Annotated in this window: 21 protein-coding genes; 8 read left to right on the forward strand and 13 right to left on the reverse strand. The window is 68.2% G+C overall.

Going from position 1 to position 25848, the window contains the following annotated elements; genetic code table 11:
* Positions 1-61 precede the first annotated feature (61 nt).
* Together NED98_RS14125 and NED98_RS14130 are read right to left on the reverse strand one after the other, a co-directional pair.
* Positions 62-1657: an isocitrate lyase gene (locus tag NED98_RS14125; protein WP_265313451.1), complete on the reverse strand. Its 1596-nt coding sequence runs from the start codon at positions 1655-1657 to the stop codon at positions 62-64.
* Between the two features lie 94 nt (positions 1658-1751).
* Positions 1752-1907, reverse strand: a complete 156-nt coding sequence (locus tag NED98_RS14130) for a hypothetical protein (RefSeq protein ID WP_179512762.1) — start codon at positions 1905-1907, stop codon at positions 1752-1754.
* 163 nt (positions 1908-2070) lie between these two features.
* Here NED98_RS14130 and NED98_RS14135 point away from each other — a divergent pair, with 163 nt between their 5' ends.
* Positions 2071-3477 (forward strand): helix-turn-helix domain-containing protein, encoded by a 1407-nt coding sequence (locus NED98_RS14135; RefSeq protein WP_265313452.1) that lies wholly within the window; start codon positions 2071-2073, stop codon positions 3475-3477.
* Positions 3478-3573: 96 nt separating this feature from the next.
* On the opposite strand, the gene NED98_RS14140 is transcribed toward NED98_RS14135, so the two are convergent.
* The 3 genes from NED98_RS14140 to NED98_RS14150 are packed head-to-tail and all read right to left on the reverse strand — an operon-like array spanning position 3574 to position 7729.
* Positions 3574-4998, reverse strand: coding sequence for an efflux transporter outer membrane subunit (locus tag NED98_RS14140; RefSeq protein WP_265313453.1), 1425 nt, complete (start codon positions 4996-4998; stop codon positions 3574-3576).
* Between the two features lie 11 nt (positions 4999-5009).
* On the reverse strand, positions 5010-6575 hold the full coding sequence (locus NED98_RS14145; protein WP_265313454.1) for an MDR family MFS transporter: 1566 nt from the start codon (positions 6573-6575) through the stop codon (positions 5010-5012).
* Positions 6572-7729 carry an HlyD family secretion protein gene (locus NED98_RS14150; RefSeq protein ID WP_265313455.1) on the reverse strand — a complete coding sequence of 386 codons (1158 nt, stop codon included), beginning with the start codon at positions 7727-7729 and terminating at the stop codon, positions 6572-6574. The genes NED98_RS14145 and NED98_RS14150 overlap by 4 nt, the downstream gene beginning before the upstream one ends.
* A gap of 80 nt (positions 7730-7809) precedes the next feature.
* On the opposite strand from NED98_RS14150, the gene NED98_RS14155 reads away from it, so the two are divergent.
* Positions 7810-8238: a MarR family winged helix-turn-helix transcriptional regulator gene (locus NED98_RS14155; protein ID WP_265313456.1), complete on the forward strand. Its 429-nt coding sequence runs from the start codon at positions 7810-7812 to the stop codon at positions 8236-8238.
* A gap of 526 nt (positions 8239-8764) precedes the next feature.
* On the forward strand, positions 8765-11200 hold the full coding sequence (locus NED98_RS14160) for a TonB-dependent receptor (protein WP_265313457.1): 2436 nt from the start codon (positions 8765-8767) through the stop codon (positions 11198-11200).
* Positions 11201-11388: 188 nt separating this feature from the next.
* Here the strand turns inward: NED98_RS14160 and NED98_RS14165 are convergent, their stop codons facing one another.
* The gene (locus tag NED98_RS14165) at positions 11389-12747 is read right to left on the reverse strand and encodes a sensor histidine kinase (RefSeq protein ID WP_265270625.1); all 1359 of its coding nucleotides are present in this window, start codon (positions 12745-12747) and stop codon (positions 11389-11391) included.
* Positions 12748-12815: 68 nt separating this feature from the next.
* Entirely contained in the window at positions 12816-13499 is a 684-nt protein-coding gene (locus NED98_RS14170) for a response regulator transcription factor (protein WP_179512754.1), read from the reverse strand.
* 128 nt (positions 13500-13627) lie between these two features.
* Between NED98_RS14170 and NED98_RS14175 the strand changes: the two genes are divergently transcribed.
* The 3 genes from NED98_RS14175 (at position 13628) to fghA (ending at position 16911) form a co-directional block, all read left to right on the forward strand.
* The gene (locus NED98_RS14175) at positions 13628-14860 is read left to right on the forward strand and encodes an NAD(P)/FAD-dependent oxidoreductase (RefSeq protein WP_265313458.1); all 1233 of its coding nucleotides are present in this window, start codon (positions 13628-13630) and stop codon (positions 14858-14860) included.
* Positions 14861-14968: 108 nt separating this feature from the next.
* Positions 14969-16075: an S-(hydroxymethyl)glutathione dehydrogenase/class III alcohol dehydrogenase gene (locus NED98_RS14180; protein ID WP_265313459.1), complete on the forward strand. Its 1107-nt coding sequence runs from the start codon at positions 14969-14971 to the stop codon at positions 16073-16075.
* Entirely contained in the window at positions 16075-16911 is an 837-nt protein-coding gene (fghA, locus tag NED98_RS14185; RefSeq protein WP_265313460.1) for an S-formylglutathione hydrolase, read from the forward strand. Before NED98_RS14180 ends, fghA begins: the two co-directional genes overlap by 1 nt.
* Positions 16912-17066: 155 nt before the next feature.
* Here fghA and NED98_RS14190 read toward each other — a convergent pair whose 3' ends face one another.
* Positions 17067-18038, reverse strand: a complete 972-nt coding sequence (locus NED98_RS14190; RefSeq protein WP_265270635.1) for a cell wall hydrolase — start codon at positions 18036-18038, stop codon at positions 17067-17069.
* Positions 18039-18168: 130 nt separating this feature from the next.
* On the opposite strand from NED98_RS14190, the gene NED98_RS14195 reads away from it, so the two are divergent.
* The gene (locus NED98_RS14195) at positions 18169-19440 is read left to right on the forward strand and encodes an amino acid permease (RefSeq protein ID WP_265313461.1); all 1272 of its coding nucleotides are present in this window, start codon (positions 18169-18171) and stop codon (positions 19438-19440) included.
* Here the strand turns inward: NED98_RS14195 and NED98_RS14200 are convergent.
* From NED98_RS14200 to NED98_RS14210, 3 genes are all read right to left on the reverse strand, one after another.
* The gene (locus NED98_RS14200; RefSeq protein ID WP_265270638.1) at positions 19416-20078 is read right to left on the reverse strand and encodes a YoaK family protein; all 663 of its coding nucleotides are present in this window, start codon (positions 20076-20078) and stop codon (positions 19416-19418) included. The two genes, NED98_RS14195 and NED98_RS14200, sit on opposite strands and share 25 nt — an antisense overlap.
* 1 nt (position 20079) lies before the next feature.
* Positions 20080-21690, reverse strand: a complete 1611-nt coding sequence (locus tag NED98_RS14205; protein ID WP_265313462.1) for a phytoene desaturase family protein — start codon at positions 21688-21690, stop codon at positions 20080-20082.
* 157 nt (positions 21691-21847) lie between these two features.
* Positions 21848-23020, reverse strand: coding sequence for an aromatic ring-hydroxylating oxygenase subunit alpha (locus NED98_RS14210; protein WP_265270642.1), 1173 nt, complete (start codon positions 23018-23020; stop codon positions 21848-21850).
* Positions 23021-23124: 104 nt separating this feature from the next.
* Here NED98_RS14210 and NED98_RS14215 point away from each other — a divergent pair, with 104 nt between their 5' ends.
* The gene (locus NED98_RS14215) at positions 23125-23757 is read left to right on the forward strand and encodes a TetR family transcriptional regulator C-terminal domain-containing protein (protein WP_265313463.1); all 633 of its coding nucleotides are present in this window, start codon (positions 23125-23127) and stop codon (positions 23755-23757) included.
* Here the strand turns inward: NED98_RS14215 and NED98_RS14220 are convergent.
* Positions 23754-24416, reverse strand: a complete 663-nt coding sequence (locus NED98_RS14220) for a DUF2238 domain-containing protein (RefSeq protein WP_265313464.1) — start codon at positions 24414-24416, stop codon at positions 23754-23756. The genes NED98_RS14215 and NED98_RS14220 overlap by 4 nt on opposite strands.
* The gene (glmM, locus tag NED98_RS14225; RefSeq protein WP_265313465.1) at positions 24403-25755 is read right to left on the reverse strand and encodes a phosphoglucosamine mutase; all 1353 of its coding nucleotides are present in this window, start codon (positions 25753-25755) and stop codon (positions 24403-24405) included. The genes NED98_RS14220 and glmM overlap by 14 nt, the downstream gene beginning before the upstream one ends.
* Positions 25756-25848 lie beyond the last annotated feature (93 nt).

Consider the following 25848-nt stretch of genomic DNA (forward strand, 5'->3'; position numbering starts at 1 on the left):
GAACACCCGCCGCCGGCCGGGCTTGTCCGTCTCGTGGATAGCGCGGCTATCCGCGTGCGGCCTACGCCGCGAACTGATTCATCGTATTGTGCGCCCCGCCGGCCTTCAGCGCGGCCTCGCCGGCGAAATATTCCTTGTGATCGTCGCCGATGTCGCTGCCCGACATATTCTGGTGCTTCACGCAGGCGATCCCCTGGCGGATCTCCTGCCGCTGGACGCCCTTGACGTAGCCCAGCATCGCCGCCTCGCCGAAATATTCCTTGGCGAGATTGTCGGTGCTCAGCGCCGCGGTGTGATAGGTCGGCAGCGTGATGAGGTGGTGGAAGATCCCCGCCCGCGCGCTGGCGTCCTTCTGGAAGGTACGGATACGCTCGTCGGCCTCGCGCGCCAGCTCGGTCTCGTCGTAATCGGCGCTCATCAGCCGCGCACGGTCATAGCCCGAGATATCCTTCCCTTCCGCCGCCCAGCGGTCATAGACCTGCTGGCGGAAGTTGAGCGTCCAGTTGAAGCTCGGCGAATTGTTGTAGACCAGCTTGGCATTGGGCACCGCCTCGCGGATGCGATCGACCATCGACGCGATCTGCTCGATGTGCGGCTTCTCGGTCTCGATCCACAACAGGTCGGCGCCGTTCTGCAGCGAGGTGATGCAATCGAGCACGCAGCGGTCGGCCCCGGTCCCTTCGCGGAACTGATAGAGGTTCGACGCCAGCCGCTTCGGGCGCATCAGCTTCCCGTCGCGTTCGATCACGACATCGCCGCGTAGCGACGCGAGATCGGTCACCTCCTCGCAATCGAGGAAGGCGTTATATTGATCGCCGAGATCGCCCGGCTCGCGGCTGTAGGCGATCTGCTTGGTGAGCCCGGCGCCGAGCGAATCGGTGCGGGTGACGATGATGCCGTCCTCGACGCCCAGTTCGAGGAAGGCATAGCGGCAGGCGCGGACCTTCTGGAGGAAATCCTCGTGCGGCACGGTGACCTTGCCGTCCTGATGCCCGCATTGCTTTTCGTCGGAAACCTGATTCTCGATCTGCAGCGCGCAGGCGCCCGCCTCGATCATCTTCTTGGCGAGGAGATAGGTCGCCTCGGCATTGCCGAACCCGGCATCGATATCGGCGATGATCGGCACGACATGCGTCTCGAAATTGTCGATCGCATTGGCGAGCCGCTGCACCTCCACCTCGTTGCCGGCCTCGCGCGCCTTGTCGAGATCGCGGAACATCAGGCTCAGCTCGCGCGCATCGGCTTGCTTGAGGAAGGTGTAGAGCTCCTCGATCAGCGCGGGGACGCTGGTCTTTTCGTGCATCGACTGATCGGGCAGCGGGCCGAATTCGCTGCGCAGCGCGGCGACCATCCACCCCGAAAGGTAGAGATACTTGCCCTTGGTCGAGCCGAAATGCTTCTTGATCGAGATCAGCTTCTGCTGCCCGATGAAGCCGTGCCAGCAGCCGAGCGACTGGGTATAGGCGGCCGGATCGGCGTCATAAGCCGCCATGTCGCGGCGCATGATCGCGGCGGTGTAACGCGCGATGTCGAGCCCGGTGCGGAACCGGTTCTGAAGCTGCATCCGCGCAACCGCTTCGGCGTCGATCCCGTCCCATGTGCCGTTGAAGCTTTTGATCAGCTTGTCGGCGCCGGCGATTTGCTCCTGATAGGTCACGGATATTGCTCCTTCGATAATCGGGCCGCGGGATGGAAATGTCCGCCGACGCGTGAAGCGCCGGCGGACACCTTCCTCCCCAGGAAGTCGTGCGTCAGCCGAGCCGGCCGAGGCGGTGGTAGAGATTGGAGAATTTCGCCGAGCGGGGATCGTCCGCGATCGTCCGCACATAATGCGCGACCGCTTCCTTCATCAGCCCGAAGTCCTCGGTGGAGAACACGGCGCGGCTGCGCTGCGGTTCCTTGGTCATTACGTGGCTCCTGATTGCGTTCCGGCGTCGCCGCCTGATGGAAGTGTGATAATCGACGAAAACGCGCAGTGAGAGCCGGAAACACACTGAATTCGTGTCGCCACGTCGCGGAAAGCGCGTTAATAGCGGTCATATTGTAAAGTAATTTACAGGATCGACGGCAATGGCGCGGGACAAACTGCTTGCTGGCCATGCGGTGCGCCGGCTTCGGCGCCGCACCGGGCTGACCCAGGCGGCAATGGCGGAAATGCTGGAGATTTCGCCGAGCTATCTCAATCTGATCGAGCGCAACCAGCGCGCGCTGCCGGCGGCATTGCTGGTGCGGATGGCCGAGCAATTCGATTTCGACCCGCGCGCGCTCGCGGCGGGCGAGCCGGGCGGCGGGGCGGCGGCGATCCGGCGGCGACTCGCCGATCCGTTGTTCGCCGATCTGGAGATCGACCGGCATGAGGTGGAGGAATGGCTCGCCGCTGCGCCCGGCGGGGCGGAGGCGTTCGCGCGCGCCTTCGATCGCGCCGGCGGGGGCGGGGAGGCGCCGGCGGACGCGAGGCGCGACGATGCGATGGCCGCGGCACGGCGCGAGATCGACCGCTGGCGCAACCATTTCCCCGATCTCGACGCGGCGGCCGAGGCGCTGGCCGACGACCTTCGGCTGGTCGGCGCCGATCTCTACGCCGGGCTGGTCGAGCGGTTGCGCGTCAAGCACGGGCTGTCGATCCGCATCCTGCCGATCGAGGTGATGCCCGATCTGTTGCGCCGGCTCGATCTCCACGCGCGGCAATTGCAGTTGAGCGAGACGCTCGACGCGCCGGCGCGCTGCTTCGCGCTCGCCGCGCAGCTCGCGCAACTCGAGGCGCGGACCGAGATCGACGCGCTCGCGCGCGGCGCCGCGTTCGCCGATCGCAGCGCGGAACGGCTGTTCCGCCGCCACCTCGCGGGCTATTTCGCCGCCGCGGTGATGATGCCCTATGCGCGCTTCCTGCGCGCGTGCGAGGCGAGCGGCTATGACGTGAGCGTGCTCGAACGCCGTTTCGGCGCGAGCTTCGAACAGGTCGCGCACCGGCTCACCACGCTCCAGCGCGTCGGCGCGCGCGGGCTCGCCTTCTTCATGATCCGCATCGACCGCGCCGGGCAGGTCTCGAAGCGTTACGCCGGGGCGAGCGGCGGCGTGCTGGTCGAGGCGCGCGGGCGCTGCCCGTTATGGCGCCTCCACCACGCCTTCGACCGGCCGGGGGCGCTGGCGGTGCAACTGGTCGAGCTGGAGGACGGCGCGCGCTGGTTCACCCAGGCGCGCACCACCGGCGCGCCGGGCGGACGCCCCGATGCCGCGCCGCATGAGGTGGTGGCGGAATTCGCGGTCGGCCTGGGTGTCGCGGCGGAGCAGGCGGGGGGGCTGGCGGCGGCGCGCGGGCTGGATCTGGCCGGCGCCGCGACCCCGATCGGGCTCGGCTGCCGCGCCTGTCTGCGCGCGGCCTGCGCGCAACGCTCGGCGGCGCCCGACGGGCGCGCGCTGCTGGTCAACGATCGCGAACGCGGGCTGTCGGCGCTGAGCTTTGCGGGGGAGGAATGAATTCCCTCCCGTTCGGGCTGAGCTTGTCGAAGCCCTGCCCTTCTCTTCCAACGAAGAAAGTGCAGCCCTTCGACAAGCTCAGGGCGAAGGGAGGGGCTAGGGCGCCGCCCACCCCAATCCGAGCGCCTTCTGGATCGCGACATAATCGGCGGTCATCGCGGCGGTGCTCTGGCTCAGCGTCTGTTGCGCCGAGGTGCGCTGGCGTTCGGCGTCGAGCACGTCGATCATCGTCGCGGTGCCGGCGTCGAAGCGCTGGCGCATCAGCTTCGCGCTGCGCTCCGCGGTGGCGAGCGAGCGCGCCGCATTGGCCACCGTCTGCCGCCGCGCGGCATAGCGCGACAGCGAATCCTCGGCATCCTTGAGCGCATTGAGCACCGCGCCGCGATATTGCGCCGCCGCCTCGTCGCGCGCGCCCTCGGCCTGCCCGACACGCGCGGCGTTGCGCCCGAAGTCGAGGAAATTCCACGATAGCTGCGGCGCGGCCAAAGCCGAGATCTTGTCGAGATCGAAGATATCGCCCGGCTTGCTCCCGCCGATCCCGATCAGCCCCATGAAGCTGATGCGCGGGAATTTGGCCGCCTCGGCGGCGCCGATCTTGGCGGTCGCGGCCGCGAGCTGGCGTTCGGCGGCGCGGATATCGGGGCGGCGCTGGAGCAAGGCGGCGGGATCGCCCACCGCGACCTCGGCCGGCGGCAGCGGCACCGCGCGCGCCGGCGAGAGCAACGTGTCGAGCGCCCCCGGTGCCTCGCCCGCCAGCGTCGCGAGCGCGTTGAGATAGGCGTCGCGCTCGGCGTTGAGCGGCAGGATCGCGGCGTCGCTCTGCTCGACCAGCCCGCGCAGCCGCTCGACATCGAGCGCGGAGGCGGTGCCCGCGCCGTAGCGCTGCTCGGTCAGCCGCAGCAACTCGCGCTGCTGCGCCGCGGCCTCCTGCGCCAGCACGATGCGCTGCTGGCGATCGCGCAGATTGACGTAATTCTGCGCCACCTCGGCGGTCAGGCTGACCTGCGCGTCGGCGACATTGGCCTCCGCGGCGCCGATCGAGGCGCGCGCCGCCTCGATCTTGCGGCGCTGCCCGCCGAACAGGTCGATCTCCCAGCTCGCGTCGAACCCGAGATTGTAGAAATCGAGGCTGGTCGATCCGCCGCCCCCGCCGCCGCTGCTCTGCCCGAGGTTGATCCCCGGGAGCTGGGCGTGGAGATAGGTCGCCTGCGCATTGCCGCTCGGCAATTCGTTGGCGCGTTCGAGCCGGAGCGAGGCGCGCGCCTGTTTGAGCCGCGCTTCGGCGATCTGGACGTTGGGATTGGCGGCGAGCGCGCGGCGTTCGAGCTCGTCGAGCGTCGCGTCGCCGAGCCCGGTCCACCACAAGGCGACGGTCGGCGCGGCGGGCGCGGTGGCGTCGGCGACGCGGACGAAATTGGCGGGCGGCTTGGCCGCGCCGGCCGACGCCGGCCCGGCATAATTCGGCCCGACGGTGCAGGCGGCGAGCGCCGCGAGCGGCAGGAGCGCGAGGGCGTTACGCATGACCAAAAGCCTCAATGCATCGCGAGCGGCTGCCCCTTGGGCAGCGGCCGCAGGAACATGACGAGCGGGATGACGCAGATGATGCCGATCCCGAGCAGCCAGAAGATATCGTTGAAGGTCATCACCAAAGCGTCGCGCTGGATCGTCCCGGTGAGCGAGCGCAGCGCCGCGTCGGGGCCGCCGAGCATCTGGCCGAGCCCGCCGAGATAATCCTGTACCAGCCCCGAATTGGCGGGCAGCGCCTCTTCGGCGCGGCGGCTGTGCAGCCAAAGACGCTGGTCCTGGATCGTCGCGATCGCGGCGAGCGCGAACGACCCGCCGAGGTTGCGGGTCGCGCTGAACAGCCCGGCGGCGTCGCCCGCTTCGCGCGGCGGGACCGAGGTGATCGCCGCCTGGTTGAGAAACAGGAAGCCGAGGATCGAGCCGATCCCGCGCAGCAATTGCGAATCGACGAATTGCGCGCCGGTCGCCTGCGCGGTCAGCGTCGTATCGAGCAGGCAGCTCCCCGCCATGATCGCCAGCCCCGCCGCGACCGCGAAACGGATGTCGAAATAACGGATCATCAACGGGGTGAAGGGCATCATGATCAGCGAGGGGATGCCCGACAGCAGCACCACCTTGCCCGATTGCAGCGCATTATAATCGGCGATCGCAGCGAGGAATTGCGGGATCACATAAGCGGTGCCGTAGAGCACCATCCCGACGACGAACCCCATCAGCGCGACCGCGCCGAACTGGCGATCGAGCAGCAATTTCAATTTGATCACCGGCCGTCTGGCGAAAACCTGCCCGGCGAACAGCAGCAGGAAACCGACGGCGGACAGCACCGTCAGCCACACGATCTCGCTGCTCTGGAACCATTGTTCGCGCTGCCCCTCTTCGAGCACGACGGTGATCCCGCCGAGCCCGAGCGCGAGCCCGGCGATCCCCAGCCAGTCGGCGTTGCGCAGCTCGGCGAACTGCGGCTTCTGATGCGGCATCGTCAGCAGCAGCAACGTGACGAGCAGGATGCCGACCGGCAGGTTGAGGAAGAAGGCATAATGCCAGCTGACATTCTCGGTCAGCCAGCCGCCGATCAGCGGCCCCTGCACCGGCCCGAGGATCGCGGTGACCCCGAACAAGGCGTTGCCGATCGGCTGCTGCGCGCGCGGCAGCCGGGTGGCGATGATCGTCATCGCGGTGGGAATCAGCGCGCCGCCGGTGAAGCCCTGCCCGACGCGGCCGATGATCATCATCGTCAGGTTGGTCGAAACCCCGCACAGCATCGAGAAAGCGGTGAACAGGCTCGCCGCGATGAGCAGGAATGTGCGCAGCCCGAGCAAGCGTTCGAGCCACGCCGACAGCGGGATGATGACGATTTCGGCGACGAGATAGGCGGTGGCGATCCACGTCCCCTCGGTGCCGCTCGCGCCGATCTCGCCCTGGATCGTCGGCAGCGCCGAATTGACGATCGATACGTCGAGCGTCGCCATCATCGCGCCGAGGCTGCCCGCGATCACCGCGAGCCACGCCGACGCATCGGCGCGCGGCACGGTGCCGGCGGGGGCCGCGGCCCCGGCGGCGGCGGCGGCGCTCACTGGCCGATCCGCTCGTTATGCTGTTGCTGCTCGCGCCGGATGCGGTCCGCCGCGCCCTTCGCGCCGCGCGTATCGACGCTGACCTCGACCGACATGCCGGGGACGAGCAACGCGCGGGTCTCCGGCCCGGGGCTGATCGCGATCCGCACCGGCACGCGCTGGACGATCTTGGTGAAATTGCCGGTGGCGTTCTGCGGCGGCAGCACCGAGAATTGCGCGCCGGTGCCCGGCGAGACGCTGGCGACGCGGCCGGGGATCTCGACCCCGGGCAGCGCGTCGACCGATACCGACACCGGCTGGCCGGGGCGCATCAGCCCGAGCTGGGTCTCCTTGAAATTGGCGGTGATATAGAGGTCCTTGACCGGCACCAGCGTCATCAGCCGGGTCGCCGCCTGGACATATTGGCCTTGCCGCACCGTCTTGCTGCCGACGCGCCCGTCGATCGCCGCGCGGATCAAGGTCGCGCCAAGATTGGTCTCGGCCGCAGCCAGTTGCGCCCGCGCCCCCTCACCCTGCGCGCGCGCCTGCTTGACCTGTGCGTTGAGCGTGCCGATGCGGCGTTCGGCGCTGACCAGCGCGGCCTGCGCTGCGGCGACCTTGGCATCGGCCTGGGTCGCCTGGTTGCGCAATTGCGAGAGCCGCTCGCGGGTCTCCGCGCCGCTCGCAGCGAGCGGCTGATAGCGCGCCACCTCGCTATGCGCATAAGCCGCGTCGGTGCGCGCGGCGGCGAGATCGGCGCGCGCGCGGGTGATCGCGGCCTGCTGCTCGCCGATCTGCGCCTGTACCCCGGTCGCGTTGGCTTCGGCGACGTCGATCTGCGCCTGGCTCTGCGCCGCCTGCGCGTGATAATCGCGCGCGTCGATCTGGACCAGCGGATCGCCCGCCTTCACCGGCTGGTTCTCCGCGACGAACACCTTGTCGACATAGCCCGCGACCTTGGGCGAGACGGTGACGCCATCGGCCTGGACATAAGCGTCGTTGGTCGATTGCTGGTATTTTCCGTAGCTTTCGTAACGCACGAACCCCGCGATGCCGGCGACCACCGCGATCACCGCGACGATCAGCAGCACGCGGCGGACGCGCGGGTTCTTCAGCGGCGAGGGGCGCGGTTCGGGCGATTCGCTAGCGGCAGGAGGGGGCGTCTGGTCGGCCATAGGTCATTCCCGAAACGGAGATTGCGCGCCTAGATGCTCGCAGTTGCAGCATAATGCAAGACCATGTATTGAGGTTCCTCATGAACTGCGACGATCAACTCATCCAGGGCCTTGCGCGCGTCTATCTCCACCTCCAGCGGCGGGTGAATCGCGAGCTGGCGCAGGAGGGCGGGTCGCTCGCGCGGCTCAAATTGCTGCTTTTCGTCCAGAAGCGCGAGGGCGCCGCGCGCGCGGCGGATATCGCCGATATGTTCGACCTCGCGCCGCGCACCGTGACCGAGGGGCTCGACGCGCTCGAACGCGACGGGCTGATCGTGCGTACCGCCGATTCCGACGACCGCCGGGTCAAGCGGATTGCGGTGACCCCGGCGGGGGAGGGGGTGATCGCCGCCAGCCAGCCGCTGCGCGCGCAATTGCTCGCCGAGACCTTCGCGGTCCTCACCGCGGAGGAGCGGGCCCAGCTCAGCGCGCTGCTCGGCAAGCTCGCAGCGTCGCTTGACGAGGGATAGTTCAGCCCGTCACTCGTCCCCCCGGCCTTGAGCCGGGGTGACGGCGTGCGGGGGCCTCTTGCAAGGCGGGCTTGCACCCTCGCTTACCTGTGATATTCTCCTGAACGGCTGCAGCGTGCCCCAGAGCATGCGCGGCCGGCAGGAGATGGATGATGGAAAGACTCCAGCCCGAGGTATGTGCCTGCAATGTGGGCCTGCTGGCCTGCGCGAGCGGCCTCGCTCTGGCGATTTTCGGCGTCGCTTTCGCGCTGCTGGGCTGATCGCCCGGCGCATTATCGGCCACTATTTGCCGCGGCCAACGCCCGGACGGGCGTTGCTGCAGTCTTCATCGCGCTGTCATTTATCGTGTCTTTTTCGAGGGATCGGTCCAATCGCGCGGCGATGTTCCTGATCCGTACGCGAAAGATGAAGTGAAAATGAATTCAATGCGTCATCGCGTGTCACCGAAGTGTCACCGGACTGCCCATAACCGATCATAGAGGGCTTCCCCGCGGGCCGATGCAGCCCGGATAGGGGATTTGTCACAATGTCGATTGTTTCGCAGGCGCGTCTGCGTCTTCTCGCTGGTGCTGCGCTGATCGCGCTGCCCGCCGTCGCTCATGCCGCGCCGGCGCCCGCCGCCGACGCCGCCGCCGCGCCGGCCGAGGCGCCCGCCGATACCGCTGCCGATGCGAACGGCGGGCTGCAGGATGTCGTCGTCACCGCCACCAAGCGCGAGACCAATTTGCAGAAGACGCCGATCGCGATCTCGGTGGTCGATCCGCAGGTGATGAAGGACCGCCACGTCCAGAGCCTGCTCGATCTCGCCGACGGCGGGGTTCCGTCGCTGCGCATCGCGACCTTCGAGGCGCGCCAGTCCGCGCTCACCGTCGGCATCCGCGGCATCGTGCCGTTCGACGCCAACCAGACCGCGCGCGACCAGGGCGTCGGCGTCTATATCGACGGCGTCTATCTCGGCCGCCAGCAGGGGCTCAACGCCGCGCTGTTCGACGTCGAGCGGATCGAGGTGCTGCGCGGGCCGCAGGGCACCCTGTTCGGCCGCAATACCGAGGGCGGCGCGGTGAGCATCGTCACCCGCGCGCCGACCGGCGAATTCGGCGGCCGCGTTTCGGCCGGGGTCGGCAATTACGGCGGCTATAACGGCGAATTGCACCTCAACCTGCCAGCGATCGCCAATATCTCGTTCAAGATCGACGGGCTCGTCCAGCATCAGGACGCGCTGGTGAAGAACCCGCTGCCGGGCAATTACGGCTGGGGCTATTACAACCGCTACGGCGGCCGCATCACCGCGTTGTGGAAGCCGGTCGACGGGCTGTCGGTCGAGCTGTCCTACGATCGCGCGCGTGACGAGAACACGCCCTTCTACAGCCAGCTGGTCAATTACAACCCGAAGAACCTGCCGGTCGCGACGCTGGCGCAGATCAACGCCAACAACGGCAAGCTGCCCGCCGGGATGATCGCGCCGCTCTCGCCGCTGGTGAAGGTGAGCGGCGACAAGCGGATGGACGTCGCCGATATCGGCGTGCCGCAGCAGCTCAGCGTCGACAAGACCGACGGTTTCGCGGCGACGATCCGCTACAAGGCCTCGCCCGATATCGAGCTGCGCTCGATCACCGCATGGCGCGGCGTGACGACCGACCAGTGGGACAATTCGGGCGGCGCGCACCGCACCGTGTTCCTGCCCAATGCCAAGTTCAGCCGCTACAGCCTGTCGTGGCTCCACCAGCGCCAGTTCAGCCAGGAGCTGCAGGCGGTCGGCAGCCTGCCCAACCTCGATTACGCGGCCGGGCTCTATTATTTCACCGAGCGCGCGCAGGAAGAGGCGGCGACCCCGTCGACCAACCAGTGGAACGCCGACGGCACCGGCTATACCGTGCTCAGCCCGGTCGTCACCGGCCCGATCGCCTCGGGCAATCAGGGCTGGGCGCCCGACAATTGGTTCCGCCAGCGCGGCAGCTGGGCGCGCGCGCGCAGCTACGCCGCCTTCGCGCAGGCCACCTACACCCCCGAAGGGCTGGACATGTTCCACCTGACGGTCGGCGGCCGCTACACCAAGGACAAGCGCTACGGCCGGCTCTATCTCGTCTCGGGTGCGGCGACGCCGTGGGAATTCCGCTTCGACAAGAGCCGGTTCGATCCGATGGTCACGCTGGCGGTGGACGCGGCGCAGGGGGTCAACCTCTACGCCAAATATTCGACCGGCTATCGTGCCGGCGGCGCCAACGACCGGTCGAGCAACTTCGGCGCGTTCGGGCCGGAATCGGTCAAGGCCTATGAAGTCGGCGCCAAGATGGATCTGCTCGACCATCGCGTCCGCCTCAACCTCGCCGGCTATATCATGGACCGTTCGGGCACCCAGATCGACTTCGACCACGTCGATACCAACCCGTTCCTGCCGGGCACCAGCACCCCGAACCCGACCTTCAACCTCCATACCGAGGATACCGCCAACGCGCCGGGCAATTCCAAGATCCGCGGCGTCGAGGCCGAGCTGACGGTCAAGCCGGTCGACGGGCTGACGATGGGCGCGTCCTACGCCTATACCTACACCCATATCCCGCCGACGCCGAACCCGCAGGATGCGGGCAAGCTGACCCAGGTGTTCGTGGTGTTCACCCCGCGCAACGCGGCGTCGGGCTTCGTCGATTATGAAATGCCGGTCGGCGGCGGCGACACCAAGATCCGGCTGCACCTCGACGCCAATTATGCGAGCAGCATGTACAGCTTCCAGAACGAGGCGACCAAGACCCAGCCGAGCTTCGTCGTCAACGGCCGGATCGCGCTGACCGATATCCAGCTCAACGATCACGGGCAGAAGTTCACGCTCGCGGTGTGGAGCCGCAACCTGTTCAACGAGACGCACATCTATCGTCGCTCGTCGGCCAATGCCGCGGTGCTCGGCGATTACGCCAATTTCAACCCGCCGCGGACCTTCGGCGTGGAGGGCAGCGTCAACTTCTGACCGTTTCGGTCAAAAGCGGGATCGGGCGGGGAGGCGATGCTTCCCCGCCCTTTTTTGTTCGACTCGGTTGCGGGTCCAACTCTCTCTCCTCCGTTCGGGCTGAGCTTGTCGAAGCCCTGCGCTTTTCTTCGCAAGGAAGAAGGACAGCCCTTCGACAAGCTCAGGGCGAACGGATCTTCTTCGAACTTCTAGCCGCCTGCGATCGGCAGCCGGATCGTCACCCGCAGCCCGGGGGCGGCGTCTTCGAGCGACAGGGTGCCGCGATGCAGCCGCGCCACCGCATCGACCAGCGGCAGCCCCAGGCCGTGCCCGGCGTTGTGGCGGCTCGGTTCGAGCCGGCCGAAGCGGCGCAGCGCGAGCGCACGGTCGCCCGGCGCGATGCCGGGGCCGTTGTCGCGCACCATGATCTCCGCGGCGGCCCCCGCCCCGGTCTCCGCGCGCGTCACCGCCAGCGTGATCGTCACGCCGGGCGGGGTGTAGCGCAGCGCATTCTCGATCAGGTTGATCAGCGCCTGGCTGAGCAATTGGCGATCGCCCTCGATCCGCACCGGGGCGCAGCGGCCGAGCACCAGCTCGTGCCCCGATTCGGCGGCGACCGCGGTCATCATCTCGCCGATCTCGCCGACCAGCGCGCCGAGATCGAGCGACGCGAAGCCGGCGCGGCGATCGCCGCCCTCCACCTCGGCGATGCGCAGCGTCGCGGCGAACATCGCGAGCAGCGCGTCGCACTGGTCCATCGCCTCGCCGATCTCGTCGGCGAGGCCCGCCGCATCGGGGCGCGCGGCGATCAGCGCGAGCCGGCCGCGCAGCCGCGCGAGCGGGGTGCGCATGTCGTGCGCGATATCGTTGCTGACGTTGCTGATCTGTCGCATCAGCTCGGCGATGCGATCGAGCATATGGTTGAAGGTCGCGGCCTGTTCGGCGAAGGCGCCGCCGGCGGGATCGACCGTGATGCGGCGCTGCATGTCGCCGTCGATGATCGCGCGCGCGGTTTCGCGCACCTCGCCGATCCGCCGGCTGACCAGCGCGCCGAACAGCGCCGTCCCCGCCAGCACGATCAGCACGATCGACCCGAACCCGAGCATATAGAGCCGGCGGCGCGCCTTGTTCTCGCGGTCGATCGGTTCGGTCTCGGCGATCGTCGTCAGCGTCAGCCCGCCGCCGGCGTCGCGGACCAGCGCGCGCCCCGCGGAAAGCCCGGTGATGCGGTCGCGTCGCCCGAGCGTCGAATAACCCAGTGCGAGCGGGCGGGCGAGGCGGACGTTGCCGCCCAGCCAATGCCCGCCCGCATCGGTCAGCATGAAGCCGACATTGCCGGTGTCGCGCTCGTCGGTGATCACGTTGATCCGCCCGATAATCGCTGCGACGTCGCCGGGGCGGGTCTGCGACAGCACCGCGTCGCTCAGCGCGTCGATCCGCTCGTCCACCAGTTCGACGATCGCGCGCTGCGTCGCGCGATAGGTGGCGAACCCGGTCAGCGCGACCGCGAGGAAGAAGACCAGCAGGAAGGCGAGCGTCAACGATCGCAGCGACCGCGGTGCCGGCATTTTCTAAAGTCCGTTTTGCGGGCCGGTGCCGCGCGAAATGACCCGACGGGGCATTTCCAAAAAAGCTCTCAATCTCGGAGCATGTAACCGACGCCGCGCACCGTGACGATCGGATCGTCCTCGCCGTCGGCCATCAGCTTGCGCCGCAGCGCGCGGATCTGGACGTCGACGATGTTGGTGGTCGGTTCGAAATCATAGCCCCAGACGCGCTCGATCAGCATCGCGCGGGTCAGCACCGTGCCGGCGTTGCGCGCCAGCTCGGCGAGCAATTGCAGCTCCAGCTTGACCAGGTCGAGCGGGCGTTCGCCGCGCCACGCGCGGAACCGCGTCGGGCTGACGGTGATGTCGCCGACGCAGATCGTGTCGCCGGTGCCGCCGCCGGTGCTGGTCCACTGCCGCCCGCGCACCAGCGCCTTGAGCCGCGCTTCCAGCTCCGCCGCGGGGGTCGGCTTGACGACATAATCGTCGGCGCCGGCCTCCAGCCCCTCGACCTTTTCGGCCGAGCGGCCGAGCGCGCTCAGCATCACCACGGGGAGCGTCTTGCCGCTCTCGCGCAGCCGCCGCAGGATCGCGGTGCCGTCCATATGCGGGAGCATCCGATCGAGGATCGCGGCGTCGAACGGTTCGCGATCGATCGCCTGCAATGCCGTCATGCCGTCGGGCGCCACCGTCACCGCATGATCCAGCGCGCGCAATTCCTCGGCCAGCGTCGCGGCATAGCCATCGTCGTCTTCCACCAGCAGCAGGTTCATGGCCACACCTCATCCAACAATCATTTACCGACATATGGCGGTAGCGGCCGCGGACCAAGTGAACGTTCTGTCATTGACAGCCGCGCCGCTTTCGCGTGGTGGGGCGGGAAGGATAGAGCGAGGATGCGATGAGCGAGCATTACGACGTGCTGATCGTTGGGGGGGGCCACGGCGGCGCGCAGGCGGCGGTGGCGCTCCGGCAGCGCAAGTTCGCCGGCACGATCGCGATCGTCGGTGATGAGCCCGAGCTTCCCTATGAGCGCCCGCCGCTGTCGAAGGACTATCTGTCGCGCGAGAAGGAGTTCGAGCGCATCCTGATCCGCCCCGCGGCCTTCTGGGCGGACAAGGAGGTGGCGATGCTGCTCGGCCGGCGCGTCGTCTCGGTTGACGCGGCGGCGCATCGGGTGACCACCGACGACGGCGCGACGATCGATTACGGCAAACTGATCTGGGCGACCGGCGGCAGCCCGCGGCGGCTGACCTGCGACGGCCACGACCTCACCGGGGTCCATGCGGTGCGCACCCGCGCCGATGTCGACCGGCTGATGGGCGAGCTCGAGGCGACGCGCCGCGTGGTGGTGATCGGCGGCGGCTATATCGGGCTTGAGGCGGCGGCGGTGCTCGCCAAGCTCGGCAAGCAGGTGACGGTGCTCGAGGCGCTGCCGCGCGTGCTGGCGCGCGTCGCGGGCGAGCCCTTGTCGCGCTTCTACGAGGCGGAGCATCGCGCGCATGGCGTCGAGGTGCGGCTCGGCGCGATGGTCGCCGGGCTGGAGGAGCGCGACGGCGCGGTGTCGGGGGTCAGGCTCGCCGACGGGGAAATCCTGCCGTGCGAAATGGTTATCGTCGGGATCGGCATCGTCCCCGCGGTCGAGCCGCTGATCGCGGCGGGCGCGGCCGGGGGCAACGGGGTCGATGTCGATGCGCATTGCCGCACCAGCCTCGCCGACATCTATGCGATCGGCGATTGCGCCGCGCATGAGAGCGGCTTCGCGGGGGGCGCGCGGATCCGGCTCGAATCGGTCCAGAACGCCAATGATCAGGCGATGACGGTGGCCAAATCGATCACCGGCGAGCCGCAGGCTTATGACGCGGTGCCGTGGTTCTGGTCGAACCAATATGACCTCCGCCTCCAGACGGTCGGGCTGTCGACCGGGCATGACGAGGTGGTGGTGCGCGGCGATATCGCGGCGCGGTCGTTCAGCGTGATCTATCTCAAGGCGGGGCGGGTGATCGCGCTCGATTGCGTCAACGCGACCAAGGATTATGTCCAGGGGCGCGCATTGGTGGTGGGCGGCGCGGCGATCGCGCCGGAACGACTTGCCGACGCGAGCGTCCCGCTCAAGGAGATTAGCGCGGCTTAGAGCCGATCGATATTCGGCTTAACAGCGCGCACGCGGTCTTGCCTTTTGCCGTCACGCCGGCCTTTGATCCGGCATCCCGATGCTACAATCCAACAGGAGCCTGCCAGCATGAAAACCCGCGCCGCCGTCGCGTTCGAGGCGAAGAAGCCGCTGGAGATCGTCGAACTCGATCTCGAAGGCCCCAAGGCGGGCGAGGTGCTGGTCGAGATCATGGCGACCGGCATCTGCCACACCGACGCCTATACGCTCGACGGGTTCGATTCGGAGGGGCTGTTCCCCTCGATCCTCGGGCATGAAGGCTGCGGCATCGTCCGCGAGGTGGGGCCGGGGGTGACCAGCGTCGCGCCCGACGATCACGTCATTCCGCTCTACACGCCGGAGTGCCGCCAGTGTAAATCGTGCCTCAGCCAGAAGACCAATTTGTGCACCGCGATCCGCGCGACGCAGGGCAAGGGGCTGATGCCCGACGGCACCAGCCGGTTCAGCTACAAGGGCCAGACCATCTATCACTACATGGGCTGCTCGACCTTCTCGAACTTCACCGTGCTGCCCGAGATCGCGGTGGCGAAGATCCGCACCGACGCGCCGTTCGACACCAGCTGCTATATCGGTTGCGGGGTCACCACCGGGGTCGGCGCGGTGGTCAACACCGCCAAGGTTGAGCCGGGCGCGACCGTCATCGTCTTCGGGCTCGGCGGGATCGGCTTGAACGTGATCCAGGGCGCCAAGTTCGCCGGCGCGGCGCGGATCATCGGCGTCGATATCAACCCCGATCGCGAGGCATGGGGCCGCAAGTTCGGGATGACCGATTTCGTCAATCCGAAGGATGTCGGCGATATCGTCCAGCATCTCATCGCGATGACCGACGGCGGCGGCGATTATACCTTCGATTGCACCGGCAACACCGTGGTGATGCGCCAGGCGCTCGAATCGGCGCACCGCGGCTGGGGCGAATCGATCGTCATCGGGGTCGCCGAATCGGGCAAGGAAATCGCGACGCGGCCGTTCCAGCTCGTCACCGGGCGGGTGTGGAAGGGCACCGCATTCGGCGGCGCGCGCGGCCGCACCGACGTGCCCAAGATCGTCGACTGGTATATGAACGGGCTGATCCAGATCGATCCGATGATCACCCACCGGCTGTCGCTGGAGGAGATCAACAAGGGCTTCGACCTGATGCACGCGGGCGAGAGCATCCGTTCGGTCGTGGTCTATTGATGGAAACGGTCTCGACCAATCACGCGTTCGGCGGGGTGCAGGGCGTCTACCGCCACGCCTCCGCCGCGACCGGCACCGAGATGACCTTCGCGGTCTATGTCCCGCCGCATGCGCCGGGGGCGAAGCTGCCGGTGGTATGGTATCTCTCGGGGCTGACCTGCACCCACGCCAATGCCACCGAAAAGGGCGAATATCGCCGCGCGGCGGCGGAGCTGGGGCTGATCGTCGTGACGCCCGATACCAGCCCGCGGGGCGAAGGCGTGCCTGATGATCCCGACGGTGCCTATGATTTCGGGCTCGGCGCGGGCTTCTATGTCGACGCGACCGAGGCGCCCTGGGCGACGCATTATCGCATGTGGTCCTATATCACCGACGAATTGCCCGCGCTGGTCGCGGCGCATTTCCCGGTCGATATCGCGCGCCAGTCGATCACCGGGCATTCGATGGGTGGCCACGGCGCGCTGACGATCGGGCTCAGCTTCCCCGATCGCTATCGTGCGGTTTCGGCCTTTGCGCCGATCGTCGCGCCGTCGCAGGTGCCGTGGGGCGAGAAGGCGCTCGGCGGCTATCTCGGCGCGGACCGTGCGGCGTGGCGCAGGCACGATGCGGTGGCGCTGATCGAGGATGGCGCGCGGGTGCCGGCGCTGCTGGTCGATCAGGGCGAGGCGGATCAGTTCCTTGCGGGACAGCTCCGGCCCGAGCTGCTTGCGGCGGCGTGCGAGAAGGCGGGGATTCCGCTGACGCTGCGGATGCAATCGGGATATGATCACAGCTATTATTTCATCTCCACCTTCATGGCCGATCATCTCGCCTGGCATGCTAAGCGCTTGAAATAACAGGGCCCCGTCATCCCGGCCTTGAGCCGGAATCCATCGTGCCGCACGCTCCTTGGCTAGAGCCTCTCGCCCTGCGCCTGCCCATCGATGGACCCCGGCTCAAGGCCGGGGTGACGGAGAGGATTCCGCCTGTCACTCGTGTGAACTTTGTGAACTTAGCTGGTCGTCTCGCCTGCGTCCTCGGGCGCGGCGCCCTCAGGCGGCGCGACGTTGCGATGCACCCGTACCCCGGCGACGAGCGACGAATGCGCCGCGCCCGGCGTGGTCACCGCCGCCGCGGGCGTGAGCTTCGCCGCGATCGCCGATTGGTCGCGGTGGATCGTCACCGACCCGACGGTCTCGCTGGCGCTGTCGCCGGCGTCGCCGCTGCGGTGCACCGTCACGCCGTTGCTAGCCCCTGCGAGCGTCATGCCGACTTCGGGCTCGAACCCGTCGTAGCGCTGGCGGAAGGCGAGCGCATTTTCCATCGCGTCGCGCCAGCGGTAGAAGATATGCGAGCCGACCATGCCGATTCGCGTCAGGCTCGGTGCCCACCATGGCGACACGTAATTGGCGTGATAATGCGTCGCCGACCCGACCGGGGCATAGACCTCGCCCGCCAGCGCCGCGAGCGCCACCGCGCGCGCCCGCGCCCAGGCGACTGGCTCGCGCGGGCGCATCAGCGATCCGTCGCAGGTGAAGGTGAACTGGCAACCGGTGCTGCGATCCGATCCCTGATAGACCACGCCGCACACGCTCTTGGGAAAGGCGCGGTCGCGGACGCGGTTGAGCACCACCTGCGCCACCGCGCGCTCGCCGTCGACCGGCTCGGAGCGCGCTTCGTAATAGACCGCCTGGGTCAGGCAATCGAGCGCGCGCGCGGCATCGTCGGGGGCCTGGATCCCGGTGTCGAACGCGGGCGCGGCGTTATAGACCGCGGGTCGCGCGATCCGCGCCAGCGCGGTTTCCTCGATCAGGTCGGTCGGCACGTCGAGCTCGAGCCGCTCGAGCAATTCGCGCGGATCCTTCACCGGGCGCTGCGGCGCGCTGGCCGCGGCCAATGCGGCATAGCTCGGCGCCCGCTGCTGCGGCACGCACGAGGTTGCCAGCGCGAGGGCCGGCACGGCAAGAAGAATCGCTTTCAGCATCGCCCCCGACCGAAACAGCGGTCGATCACGGGGTAAATCAGAGCGGCTAAGAGGCGGTTAACGGCGGCGGCGCTTGTCGCGCGACCGTTATTGCCGCACACCGTGAAACCAGGCGGAAGAAGGGGTGGGGATGCAGGAAAAGCGCGCGCTGGGGGTGTGGGCGGCGCTGGCGCTGGTCGTCGGCAATATGATCGGATCGGGCATCTATCTGCTCCCCGCGACGCTCGCCCCGCTGGGCACCAATGCGATGATCGGCTGGGTGGTGACGATCGCCGGGGCGATGTGTCTCGCCTTCGTCTTCGCCCGGCTCGCAGCGCTGATCCCGGCGGCGGGCGGGCCTTATGCCTTTGCCAATGCCGCATTCGGCCCGGCGACCGGCTTTGCGGTGGCGTGGAGCTATTGGGTGTTGGTGTGGGCCGGCAACGGCGCGATCGCGGTTGCCGTCGTCAGCGCGCTGAGCCTGCCCTTTCCGGTGCTCGGCAGCGGTGTCCCCGCGGTGGTCGCGACGCTGGCGCTGGTGTGGGGGCTGGTCGCGGTCAATATCCACGGCGTCGGGCTCGCCGGGCGGGTGCAGGTGGTCACCGCGGCGCTCAAGCTCGTGCCCCTCGCCGGGGTGATCGCGCTCGCCGTCTGGCTGCTGCTGCGCGACGGCGGGCATGCGCTTGCCGCCAACCCCCCGGTCCCGCTCGGCGCTAGCGCGGTCGCCGGGGCGGCGGCGCTGACCTTCTGGGGGTTTCTCGGGGTCGAATCCGCGACCGTCCCCGCCGACAAGGTCGAGGATGCCGCGCGCGTCGTGCCTCTGGTGACGATCGTCGGCACCGCGTTGACTGGCGTCGTTTATGTCGCGGTCGCCGCGGCGATCGCGCTGATGATGCCGCGCGCCGAAATCGCCGCCTCGCCCGCGCCGGTCGCCGCTTTCCTCGGGCGCACCTTCGGCGAGGGGATCGGCGATGTCGTGGCACTGTTCGCCGCGATCAGCGCGTTCGGCGCGCTCAACGGCTTCATCCTGTTGCAGGGCGAGATGCCCTGGGCGATGGCGCGCGGCGGGGTGTTCCCGGCGTGGTTCGGTAAGGAAAGCGCGGCGGGCACGCCGGCGCGCGCGCACCTCGTGTCGGGGGTGCTGGTGACGGTGGTGACCTTGCTCAACTATACCGGCAAGACCGGCGATCTGTTCGCCGAGGTCGCCTCGATCAGCCTGGCGGCGGGGATGCTCGCCTATCTCGCCAGCGCGCTCGCCGCGCTCAAATTGCTGCGCGGCGATATTGCGGTGACGGTCGCGGCGGTGATCGCGGCGGGGTTCGTGGTGTGGATGACCTATGGCCTCGGGCTCAAGGCCGATCTGTGGGGGCTGGCGCTGCTCGCGCTCGGGCTGCCGGTCTATTGGTGGGTGCGGCGCGGATAGGGATCGGACGGCCCCAGCCGCCGCGCCGCCAGTGCGAGAACGCCGGCGACGACCGAGGCCAGCGCGATGCTGAACGCGCCGGTGCGCGGATAGAGCAACGCGCCGGCCACCGCCCCGGCGAGCAGCCCGACCCACAAGCGCAGATACGCCGCCCAGCCGTTGGCATCATCGCCCAGCAACGCGGCGGCGATGCGCTGGCCGAGCTTGACCAACGTACCGGTCATATAGGTCACGCCGACCGAAACCTCGCCGTCGCGCAGGAAGACATTGTTGGCCGCGCCCATCGCCGCGGCCATCGCCAACGCCGCCCAGCCGCCGGCGACGATGCGATCGAGCATCGCCGCCACTGCGAGCAGGATGGCCATCAGCGACAGCACCGCGGCCTTGCGCGCCGGCCCGGCCTTCGCCGCGGCCAAGGCGCCGCCGATCACCCCGGCGAGGAAAGCCGCGATCAGCCCGGCGGCGACCAGCGCGACGGTCGAGCCGCCGGCCAGCCCGACCGCGAGCCGGGTGGTGTTGCCGCTCATGAACGAGACGAACAGCCCGCCGAGCTTCACGAACCCGATCGCGTCGACATAGCCCGCCAGCGCCGCGAGCGCGGTGGCGAGCGATTGTCGGCCGCGATCGTAGCGCAGCATGTCAGATCGGCAGGAACCGCCCGACCAGCGAGCGATCGCGCAATATCTCGTGCGCGGCATTGTGCCCCGGCGCGCCGGTGACACCGCCGCCCGGGTGGGTGCCCGATCCGCACATGTAGAGCCCCTTCACCGGCGAGCGATAATCGCCGTGGCCGAGCACGGGGCGCGCCGCCCACAATTGATCGAGGCTCATATGGCCGTGGAAGATGTCGCCGCCGATCAGCCCGAACTTGCGCTCCAGATCGAGCGGCGAATGGATCTGCCGCGCGATCACGCTCGCCTTGAAATTGGGGGCATGATCGTTGACCGTGTCGATGATCAGGTCGGCGACCTCCTCGCGCACGTCGTCCCACGTCCGCCCGCCCGAGAGCACCGGCGAGAATTGCTGGCAGAACAGGCTGGCGACATGCTGGCCCGGCGGGGCGAGCGTGTCGTCGACCGTGGTCGGGATCTTCATCTCGACGATCGGCTTCTTCGACCAGCCGAACTTCTTCGCATCGTCGAACGCCTCGTCCATATAATCCATCCCGGGAGCGATGATGATCCCGGCGGTGTGATGCTCGGCCTTCTCCTTGCCGCGCAGCACGGAGAAATCGGGCAGTTCGGACAAAGCGACGTTCATCCGAAACGTCCCCGAGCCGACCTTGTAATTGTCCATCCGGCGCTGGAAATCGGCCGGCAGGTCGCTGCCGTCGACCATCCGGCGATAGAGCAGCGCCGGGCCGACATTGGCGGCGACGATCGGCGCGGCGATCTCCTCGCCGCTCTCCAGCCGCACCCCGACCGCCTTGCCGCCGCTGATCAGCACGCGATCGACCGGGGCTTCGAGCGTGATCTCGACCCCGGCGTCCTCGCACGCGCGCGCCATCGCCTGGGTGATCGCGCCCATCCCGCCGACCGAATGGCCCCAGGCGCCGAGCTTGCCGTTGACCTCGCCGAACACGTGGTGGAGCAGCACATAGGCCGAGCCGGGGGTCGAGACGCCCGCGAAATTGCCGACCACCGCGTCGAACGCAAAGGCCGATTTGACGTGATCGTCCTCATACCAGCCGTCGAGGAAATCGCGCGCCGATTTGGTGAATACGTCGAGCAGGTCGCGCTGCGCTTCGATCCCCATCTTGGCGAGCGGCCAACCCTGCGACGCGCCCGACATCAAGGCGCGCAGGCCGCCCCCGACGTTGGGCGGCACCTTGAGCGCGAGATCGCGCAGCACCTGCGCGACCTTTTCGAGCGCGGCGTCATAATGCGGATAGGCCTCGGCATCGCGCGTGTTGAAGCGCGCGAATTCGGCCTGGGTGCGCGCGGCGCCGCCGCCGAGCTTGAGGTAATTGTCCGCGAACGGGAAGAAGTTGCTGATCGTCCGCTCGATGATGCGGAAGCCGCGCTCGTGCAGCTTCATGTCCGCGATCACCTTGGGGCGGAGCAGGCTGACGGTGTAGCTCGCGGTCGAATTGCGGAAGCCGGGGTGGAATTCCTCGGTCACCGCCGCGCCGCCGACCACGTCGCGCCGTTCGAGCACGCGGACCTTGAGCCCGGCGCGCGCGAGATAGAAAGCGCAGACGAGGCCGTTATGCCCGCCGCCGATGATGATCGCGTCGTATTTCTTCGTCATACCCCGTCCCCAGACCTTTACCTTGTATCCGTTCGCCCCGAACCTTCCACCCCGTCATTCCCGCGAAGGCGGGAATCCATTCACGCTGAGCGATGCGATAGAGCCGCGGCGACGGCGGCAATGGATTCCCGCCTGCGCGGGAATGACGGGGGTGTCTTCAAACCCCGCGCGGCCGGCGCGACCAGCCGGGGGGCGGCGCGCGATGCTGCCGCGCCTCCGGGATGCGATCGCGGATCTTCGCCGCGAAGCTGCGCAGGCAGACCTCGCTCGCGCCGATCGGCCCGACGGTATAGCTTTGCGAGGCCATGCCCTGCTGCACCCGCTCGATCAGCCAGGTGTCTTCGGCATTGACCACGCGGTTGATCCGCCAATTGGCGTAGCGCACCAATTTCATCTCGCGGCGATCGTCGGGCAGCGCGAAGGCCATCTCGCGCAGCACGCAGGTCGTCGGCGAGGTCGGCAGCCATTGCATGAAATCGATCTGATCGGCGTAGATGTCGAACGCCATATTGGGCCAGAGCTTGTAATAGACCCATTGCCGCTGCTTCGCCTCGGGCAGGTGATCGACCCGCGGCAGATGCTTCTGGTAGAAGCGCTCCCACATATTGTCCGACGGGCGATCGACCAGCCCGCCCGACATCTTGTCGACCCAGCCCGCCGCCTCGATCGCATAGCTCTTGCCGAACAGCCGCGAGAGCCCGTCGTGCGCGACCGGGATGTGGAGATTGTCCGAATAATTGTCGCCGACATTCTTCCAGTTGACCGCGCGGTCGCGCAGCCGCACGTCGCTGATCGTGCGCATCTCCTCGAAGCGATAGGGCGCGATCTCGGCGTCATAGGGCGCCATCATCTCGGCGACGGAGGGGCCGCCGTCATCCTCCAGCCGGACGAAGACGAACCCGCGCCACATCGACACCTCGACCGGGACCAGCCCGTTGTCCTCCAGCCGCAGCGCGGGATAGTCGCGCTTCATCGGCACCCCCGAAAGCCGCCCGTCGAGCTCATAAGCCCAGGCGTGATACGGGCAGACGAGCTTCTTGGCGCATCCCGCATCGCCCTCAAGGATGCGCATCGCGCGGTGGCGGCAGACATTGTGGAAACCGCGGATCGCGCCATCCTCGCCGCGCAGCACGACGAGCTGCTCGCCGAGGTAGCCGATCGTCCGCCAGTCCCCCGCGCGGGCGAGATCGCTTTCGTGGCACACGATCTGCCACGACGGGCGGATCACCCGCGCCATCTCCACCTCGTAGAATTCGGGGTCGGTGTAGATCCAGCCCGGTAGCGAGAAATCGGCATCGGCGTCGATGATGGGCTGGGCGAGGGTGGCCATGTCGCACGACTCCGATCGGTTGCTTGTTGCACGATCGTATAGCAAGCAACCTGCGCGCACAATCCCCGTTCGTGACGCCGCATTTCGTGGTAGCGACCCGTCCTGTGAACAAACCCGCTTTCACCCGTACCGACGCCGAGGAGCGTCGCCGGCTGCTGATCGCCGCGGCGACGCGGGTGCTCGCGCGCGACGGGGCGAGCGGCGCCTCGGTGCGCGCGATCGCGCAGGAGGCGAAGGTGTCGCCGGGGCTCGTCACGCATCATTTCGGCGGGATCGATGCGCTGATCGCGGCGACCTATGCCGATGTCAGCGCGGCGGTGACCGCGGCGCTCGACGCGGCGGTGGCCGGGGCGGGGGACGACCCGCGCGCGCGGCTGTCGGCCTATGTCGCGGCGAGCTTCGCCCCGCCGATCGCCGACCGCGCCTTGCTCGCGACCTGGGTGGCATTCTGGGGGCTGGTGATCGCGCGCGACGACGTGGCGCGGCTCCACGACGAGCAATATGCGCATTTCCGCGGCGGGATCGAAGGATTGCTCGCCGATTGCGGCGTCCCGCCCGCCGCCTGCCGGCGCAGCGCGATCGCGATCACCGCGCTGGTCGACGGGCTGTGGCTCGAACTGTGCCTCTCGCCCGAAGTGTTCGACGCGGCCGAGGCGCGCGCGATCGCCGAGGCCCAGATCGCGGCGTTATTGGATCATCAGGCTCAGGGCGAACGGGGAGAGGTCCAGCGCGACTAGCGACGCTCCCGACGCCACCATAGCGAGACGCCGGCGGTCGCCGCGCCGACGATCGCCATCGCCATATCCTTCTGGCTGTCCCACGGATCGCCCTGCTGCCCGTTGTAATCGGCGGCGAGATCGGGCGAGACGGTCATCGTCAGCAGCCATTCGAAGATCTCGTAGAGCGCGCTGATCGCGCCCACGAACAGAAACGCCATCCAGATCGCCGCTTTCGGGCTCATGCCGGCATGACGTCGCACGAGTTCCGCGAACGGCCCGACCCACAGCAGCCCGAACGAGAAATGGACCAGGCGATCGAATTCGTTGCGCGCCACGCCGAAGGTCCGCGAAATGTCATGCCCGGTCAGCGCGCGCGCCCAATCGTCATAGGGGACGTTGGAGTAGGTATAGCGCCCCGCCAGCGTGTGGAGCAGGAAGAAGGCGGTCAGCGCGAGCACCGACCGGTCCGTCAGAGGAAAGCGATCGAGCAGCACCGGCGCCGCCAGCAGCAGGATCACCGTCGGGATATGCTGCAGCGGCGCGATCTCGGGGAACGGCTGGCGGATATTGGCGGCGACCACCGCGAGCGCGAGCGCGCCGAGCATCGCCAGCTGCCGCGCGGGGAGCCGGCGGAGCCTGGCGAGATACGATGTGCCGCGCGTCTCAGGCAGCGGCACGCACCGCCTCGCACACGCGGTCGACGATCGCCTCGACCTGCGCGCGATCGTCGCCCTCGGCCATCACGCGGATCACCGGCTCGGTCCCCGACGCGCGGATGACGAGCCGCCCGCGGCCTTCCAGCTCGGCTTCGGCCTCGGCGATCGCCGCCTTGACCGATGCGGTATCGAGCGGCTTGGCGCCGCGCTCGAAGCGGACGTTCTTGAGCAATTGCGGCAAGGGATCGAAGCGGTGGAGCACCTCGCTCGCCGGCGCGCCCGCGCGCTGCACCTCGGCGAGGATCTGCAGCGCCGCGACCAGCCCGTCGCCGGTCGTCCCGTAATCGGCGAGGATGATATGCCCCGATTGTTCGCCGCCGACATTATAGCCGCGCGCGCGCATCGCCTCGAGCACGTAACGGTCGCCGACCCCGGTGCGCACCAGCCCGAGCCCCTGCGCGGCGAGATGGCGTTCGAGCCCGAGGTTGGACATGATCGTCGCGACCAGCCCGCCCCCGGCGAGCTCCCCGCGCCGCGCATAGCCGGTGGCGATCGTCGCCATCAGCTGGTCGCCGTCGACCACCGCGCCGGTCTCGTCGACCACGATCAGCCGATCGGCATCGCCGTCGAGCGCAATGCCGATCGCGGCGCCGCTCGCCACCACGGTTTCGGAAAGGGTCTGCGGCGCGGTCGAGCCGACCCCGTCGTTGATGTTGCGGCCATTGGGGGTGACGCCGATCGCCACCACCTCGGCGCCCAGCTCCCACAAGGCCGCGGGGGCGACCTGATAGGCGGCGCCATTGGCGCAATCGACCACCACTTTCAGCCCGTCGAGCCTAAGGTCGGAGGGGAAGGTCGATTTGGCGAAATGGATATAGCGCCCCTGCGCGTCGTCGATCCGCCGCGCGCGGCCGATCTGGTGCGACGGCGCGAGCGCCACCGCGCCGCTTTCGGCGCCGTCGATCAGCGATTCGATCTCGAGTTCGGCCTCGTCGGACAATTTATAGCCGTCGGGGCCGAACAATTTGATCCCGTTGTCGGCGAACGGATTGTGGCTGGCGGAGATCATCACGCCGAGGTCGGCGCGCATCGACTGGGTGAGCATCGCCACCGCCGGGGTGGGCATCGGACCGGTCATCACCACGTCCATCCCGACGCTGGTGAAGCCGGCGACCAGCGCCGATTCGAGCATATAGCCCGAGAGCCGCGTATCCTTGCCGATCAGCACGCGATGGCGGTGGTCGCCGCGCTGGAAATAGGTGCCCGCGGCCATCCCGACCTTCATCGCCATCGCCGCGGTCATCGGGGTGATGTTGGTGAGGCCGCGGATCCCGTCGGTGCCGAAATATTTTCTTGCCATCGCCTGTTCCAGGCTCCCCTATCGGTTCCCTAAGCGCGGCTTAGGAGCCAAAGTCGGTCACGACAATGTCGTGAGGGCGTTTGGGCCTGGCGC

Origin of the sequence: Sphingomonas lycopersici (genome assembly GCF_026130605.1) — a bacterium.
Classification (GTDB): Bacteria; Pseudomonadota; Alphaproteobacteria; order Sphingomonadales; family Sphingomonadaceae; genus Sphingomonas; species Sphingomonas lycopersici.

Excerpts from the sequence above, each read along its gene's own strand:
- NED98_RS14130 (WP_179512762.1), bottom strand. The coding sequence starts at position 1,907 with ATGACCAAGGAACCGCAGCGCAGCCGCGCCGTGTTCTCCACCGAGGAC.
- NED98_RS14135 (WP_265313452.1), top strand. The coding sequence starts at position 2,071 with ATGGCGCGGGACAAACTGCTTGCTGGCCATGCGGTGCGCCGGCTTCGG.
- NED98_RS14140 (WP_265313453.1), bottom strand. The coding sequence starts at position 4,998 with ATGCGTAACGCCCTCGCGCTCCTGCCGCTCGCGGCGCTCGCCGCCTGC.
- NED98_RS14150 (WP_265313455.1), bottom strand. The coding sequence starts at position 7,729 with ATGGCCGACCAGACGCCCCCTCCTGCCGCTAGCGAATCGCCCGAACCG.
- NED98_RS14155 (WP_265313456.1), top strand. The coding sequence starts at position 7,810 with ATGAACTGCGACGATCAACTCATCCAGGGCCTTGCGCGCGTCTATCTC.
- NED98_RS14160 (WP_265313457.1), top strand. The coding sequence starts at position 8,765 with ATGTCGATTGTTTCGCAGGCGCGTCTGCGTCTTCTCGCTGGTGCTGCG.
- NED98_RS14165 (WP_265270625.1), bottom strand. The coding sequence starts at position 12,747 with ATGCCGGCACCGCGGTCGCTGCGATCGTTGACGCTCGCCTTCCTGCTG.
- NED98_RS14170 (WP_179512754.1), bottom strand. The coding sequence starts at position 13,499 with ATGAACCTGCTGCTGGTGGAAGACGACGATGGCTATGCCGCGACGCTG.
- NED98_RS14175 (WP_265313458.1), top strand. The coding sequence starts at position 13,628 with ATGAGCGAGCATTACGACGTGCTGATCGTTGGGGGGGGCCACGGCGGC.
- NED98_RS14180 (WP_265313459.1), top strand. The coding sequence starts at position 14,969 with ATGAAAACCCGCGCCGCCGTCGCGTTCGAGGCGAAGAAGCCGCTGGAG.
- fghA (WP_265313460.1), top strand. The coding sequence starts at position 16,075 with ATGGAAACGGTCTCGACCAATCACGCGTTCGGCGGGGTGCAGGGCGTC.
- NED98_RS14190 (WP_265270635.1), bottom strand. The coding sequence starts at position 18,038 with ATGCTGAAAGCGATTCTTCTTGCCGTGCCGGCCCTCGCGCTGGCAACC.
- NED98_RS14195 (WP_265313461.1), top strand. The coding sequence starts at position 18,169 with ATGCAGGAAAAGCGCGCGCTGGGGGTGTGGGCGGCGCTGGCGCTGGTC.
- NED98_RS14200 (WP_265270638.1), bottom strand. The coding sequence starts at position 20,078 with ATGCTGCGCTACGATCGCGGCCGACAATCGCTCGCCACCGCGCTCGCG.
- NED98_RS14205 (WP_265313462.1), bottom strand. The coding sequence starts at position 21,690 with ATGACGAAGAAATACGACGCGATCATCATCGGCGGCGGGCATAACGGC.
- NED98_RS14210 (WP_265270642.1), bottom strand. The coding sequence starts at position 23,020 with ATGGCCACCCTCGCCCAGCCCATCATCGACGCCGATGCCGATTTCTCG.
- glmM (WP_265313465.1), bottom strand. The coding sequence starts at position 25,755 with ATGGCAAGAAAATATTTCGGCACCGACGGGATCCGCGGCCTCACCAAC.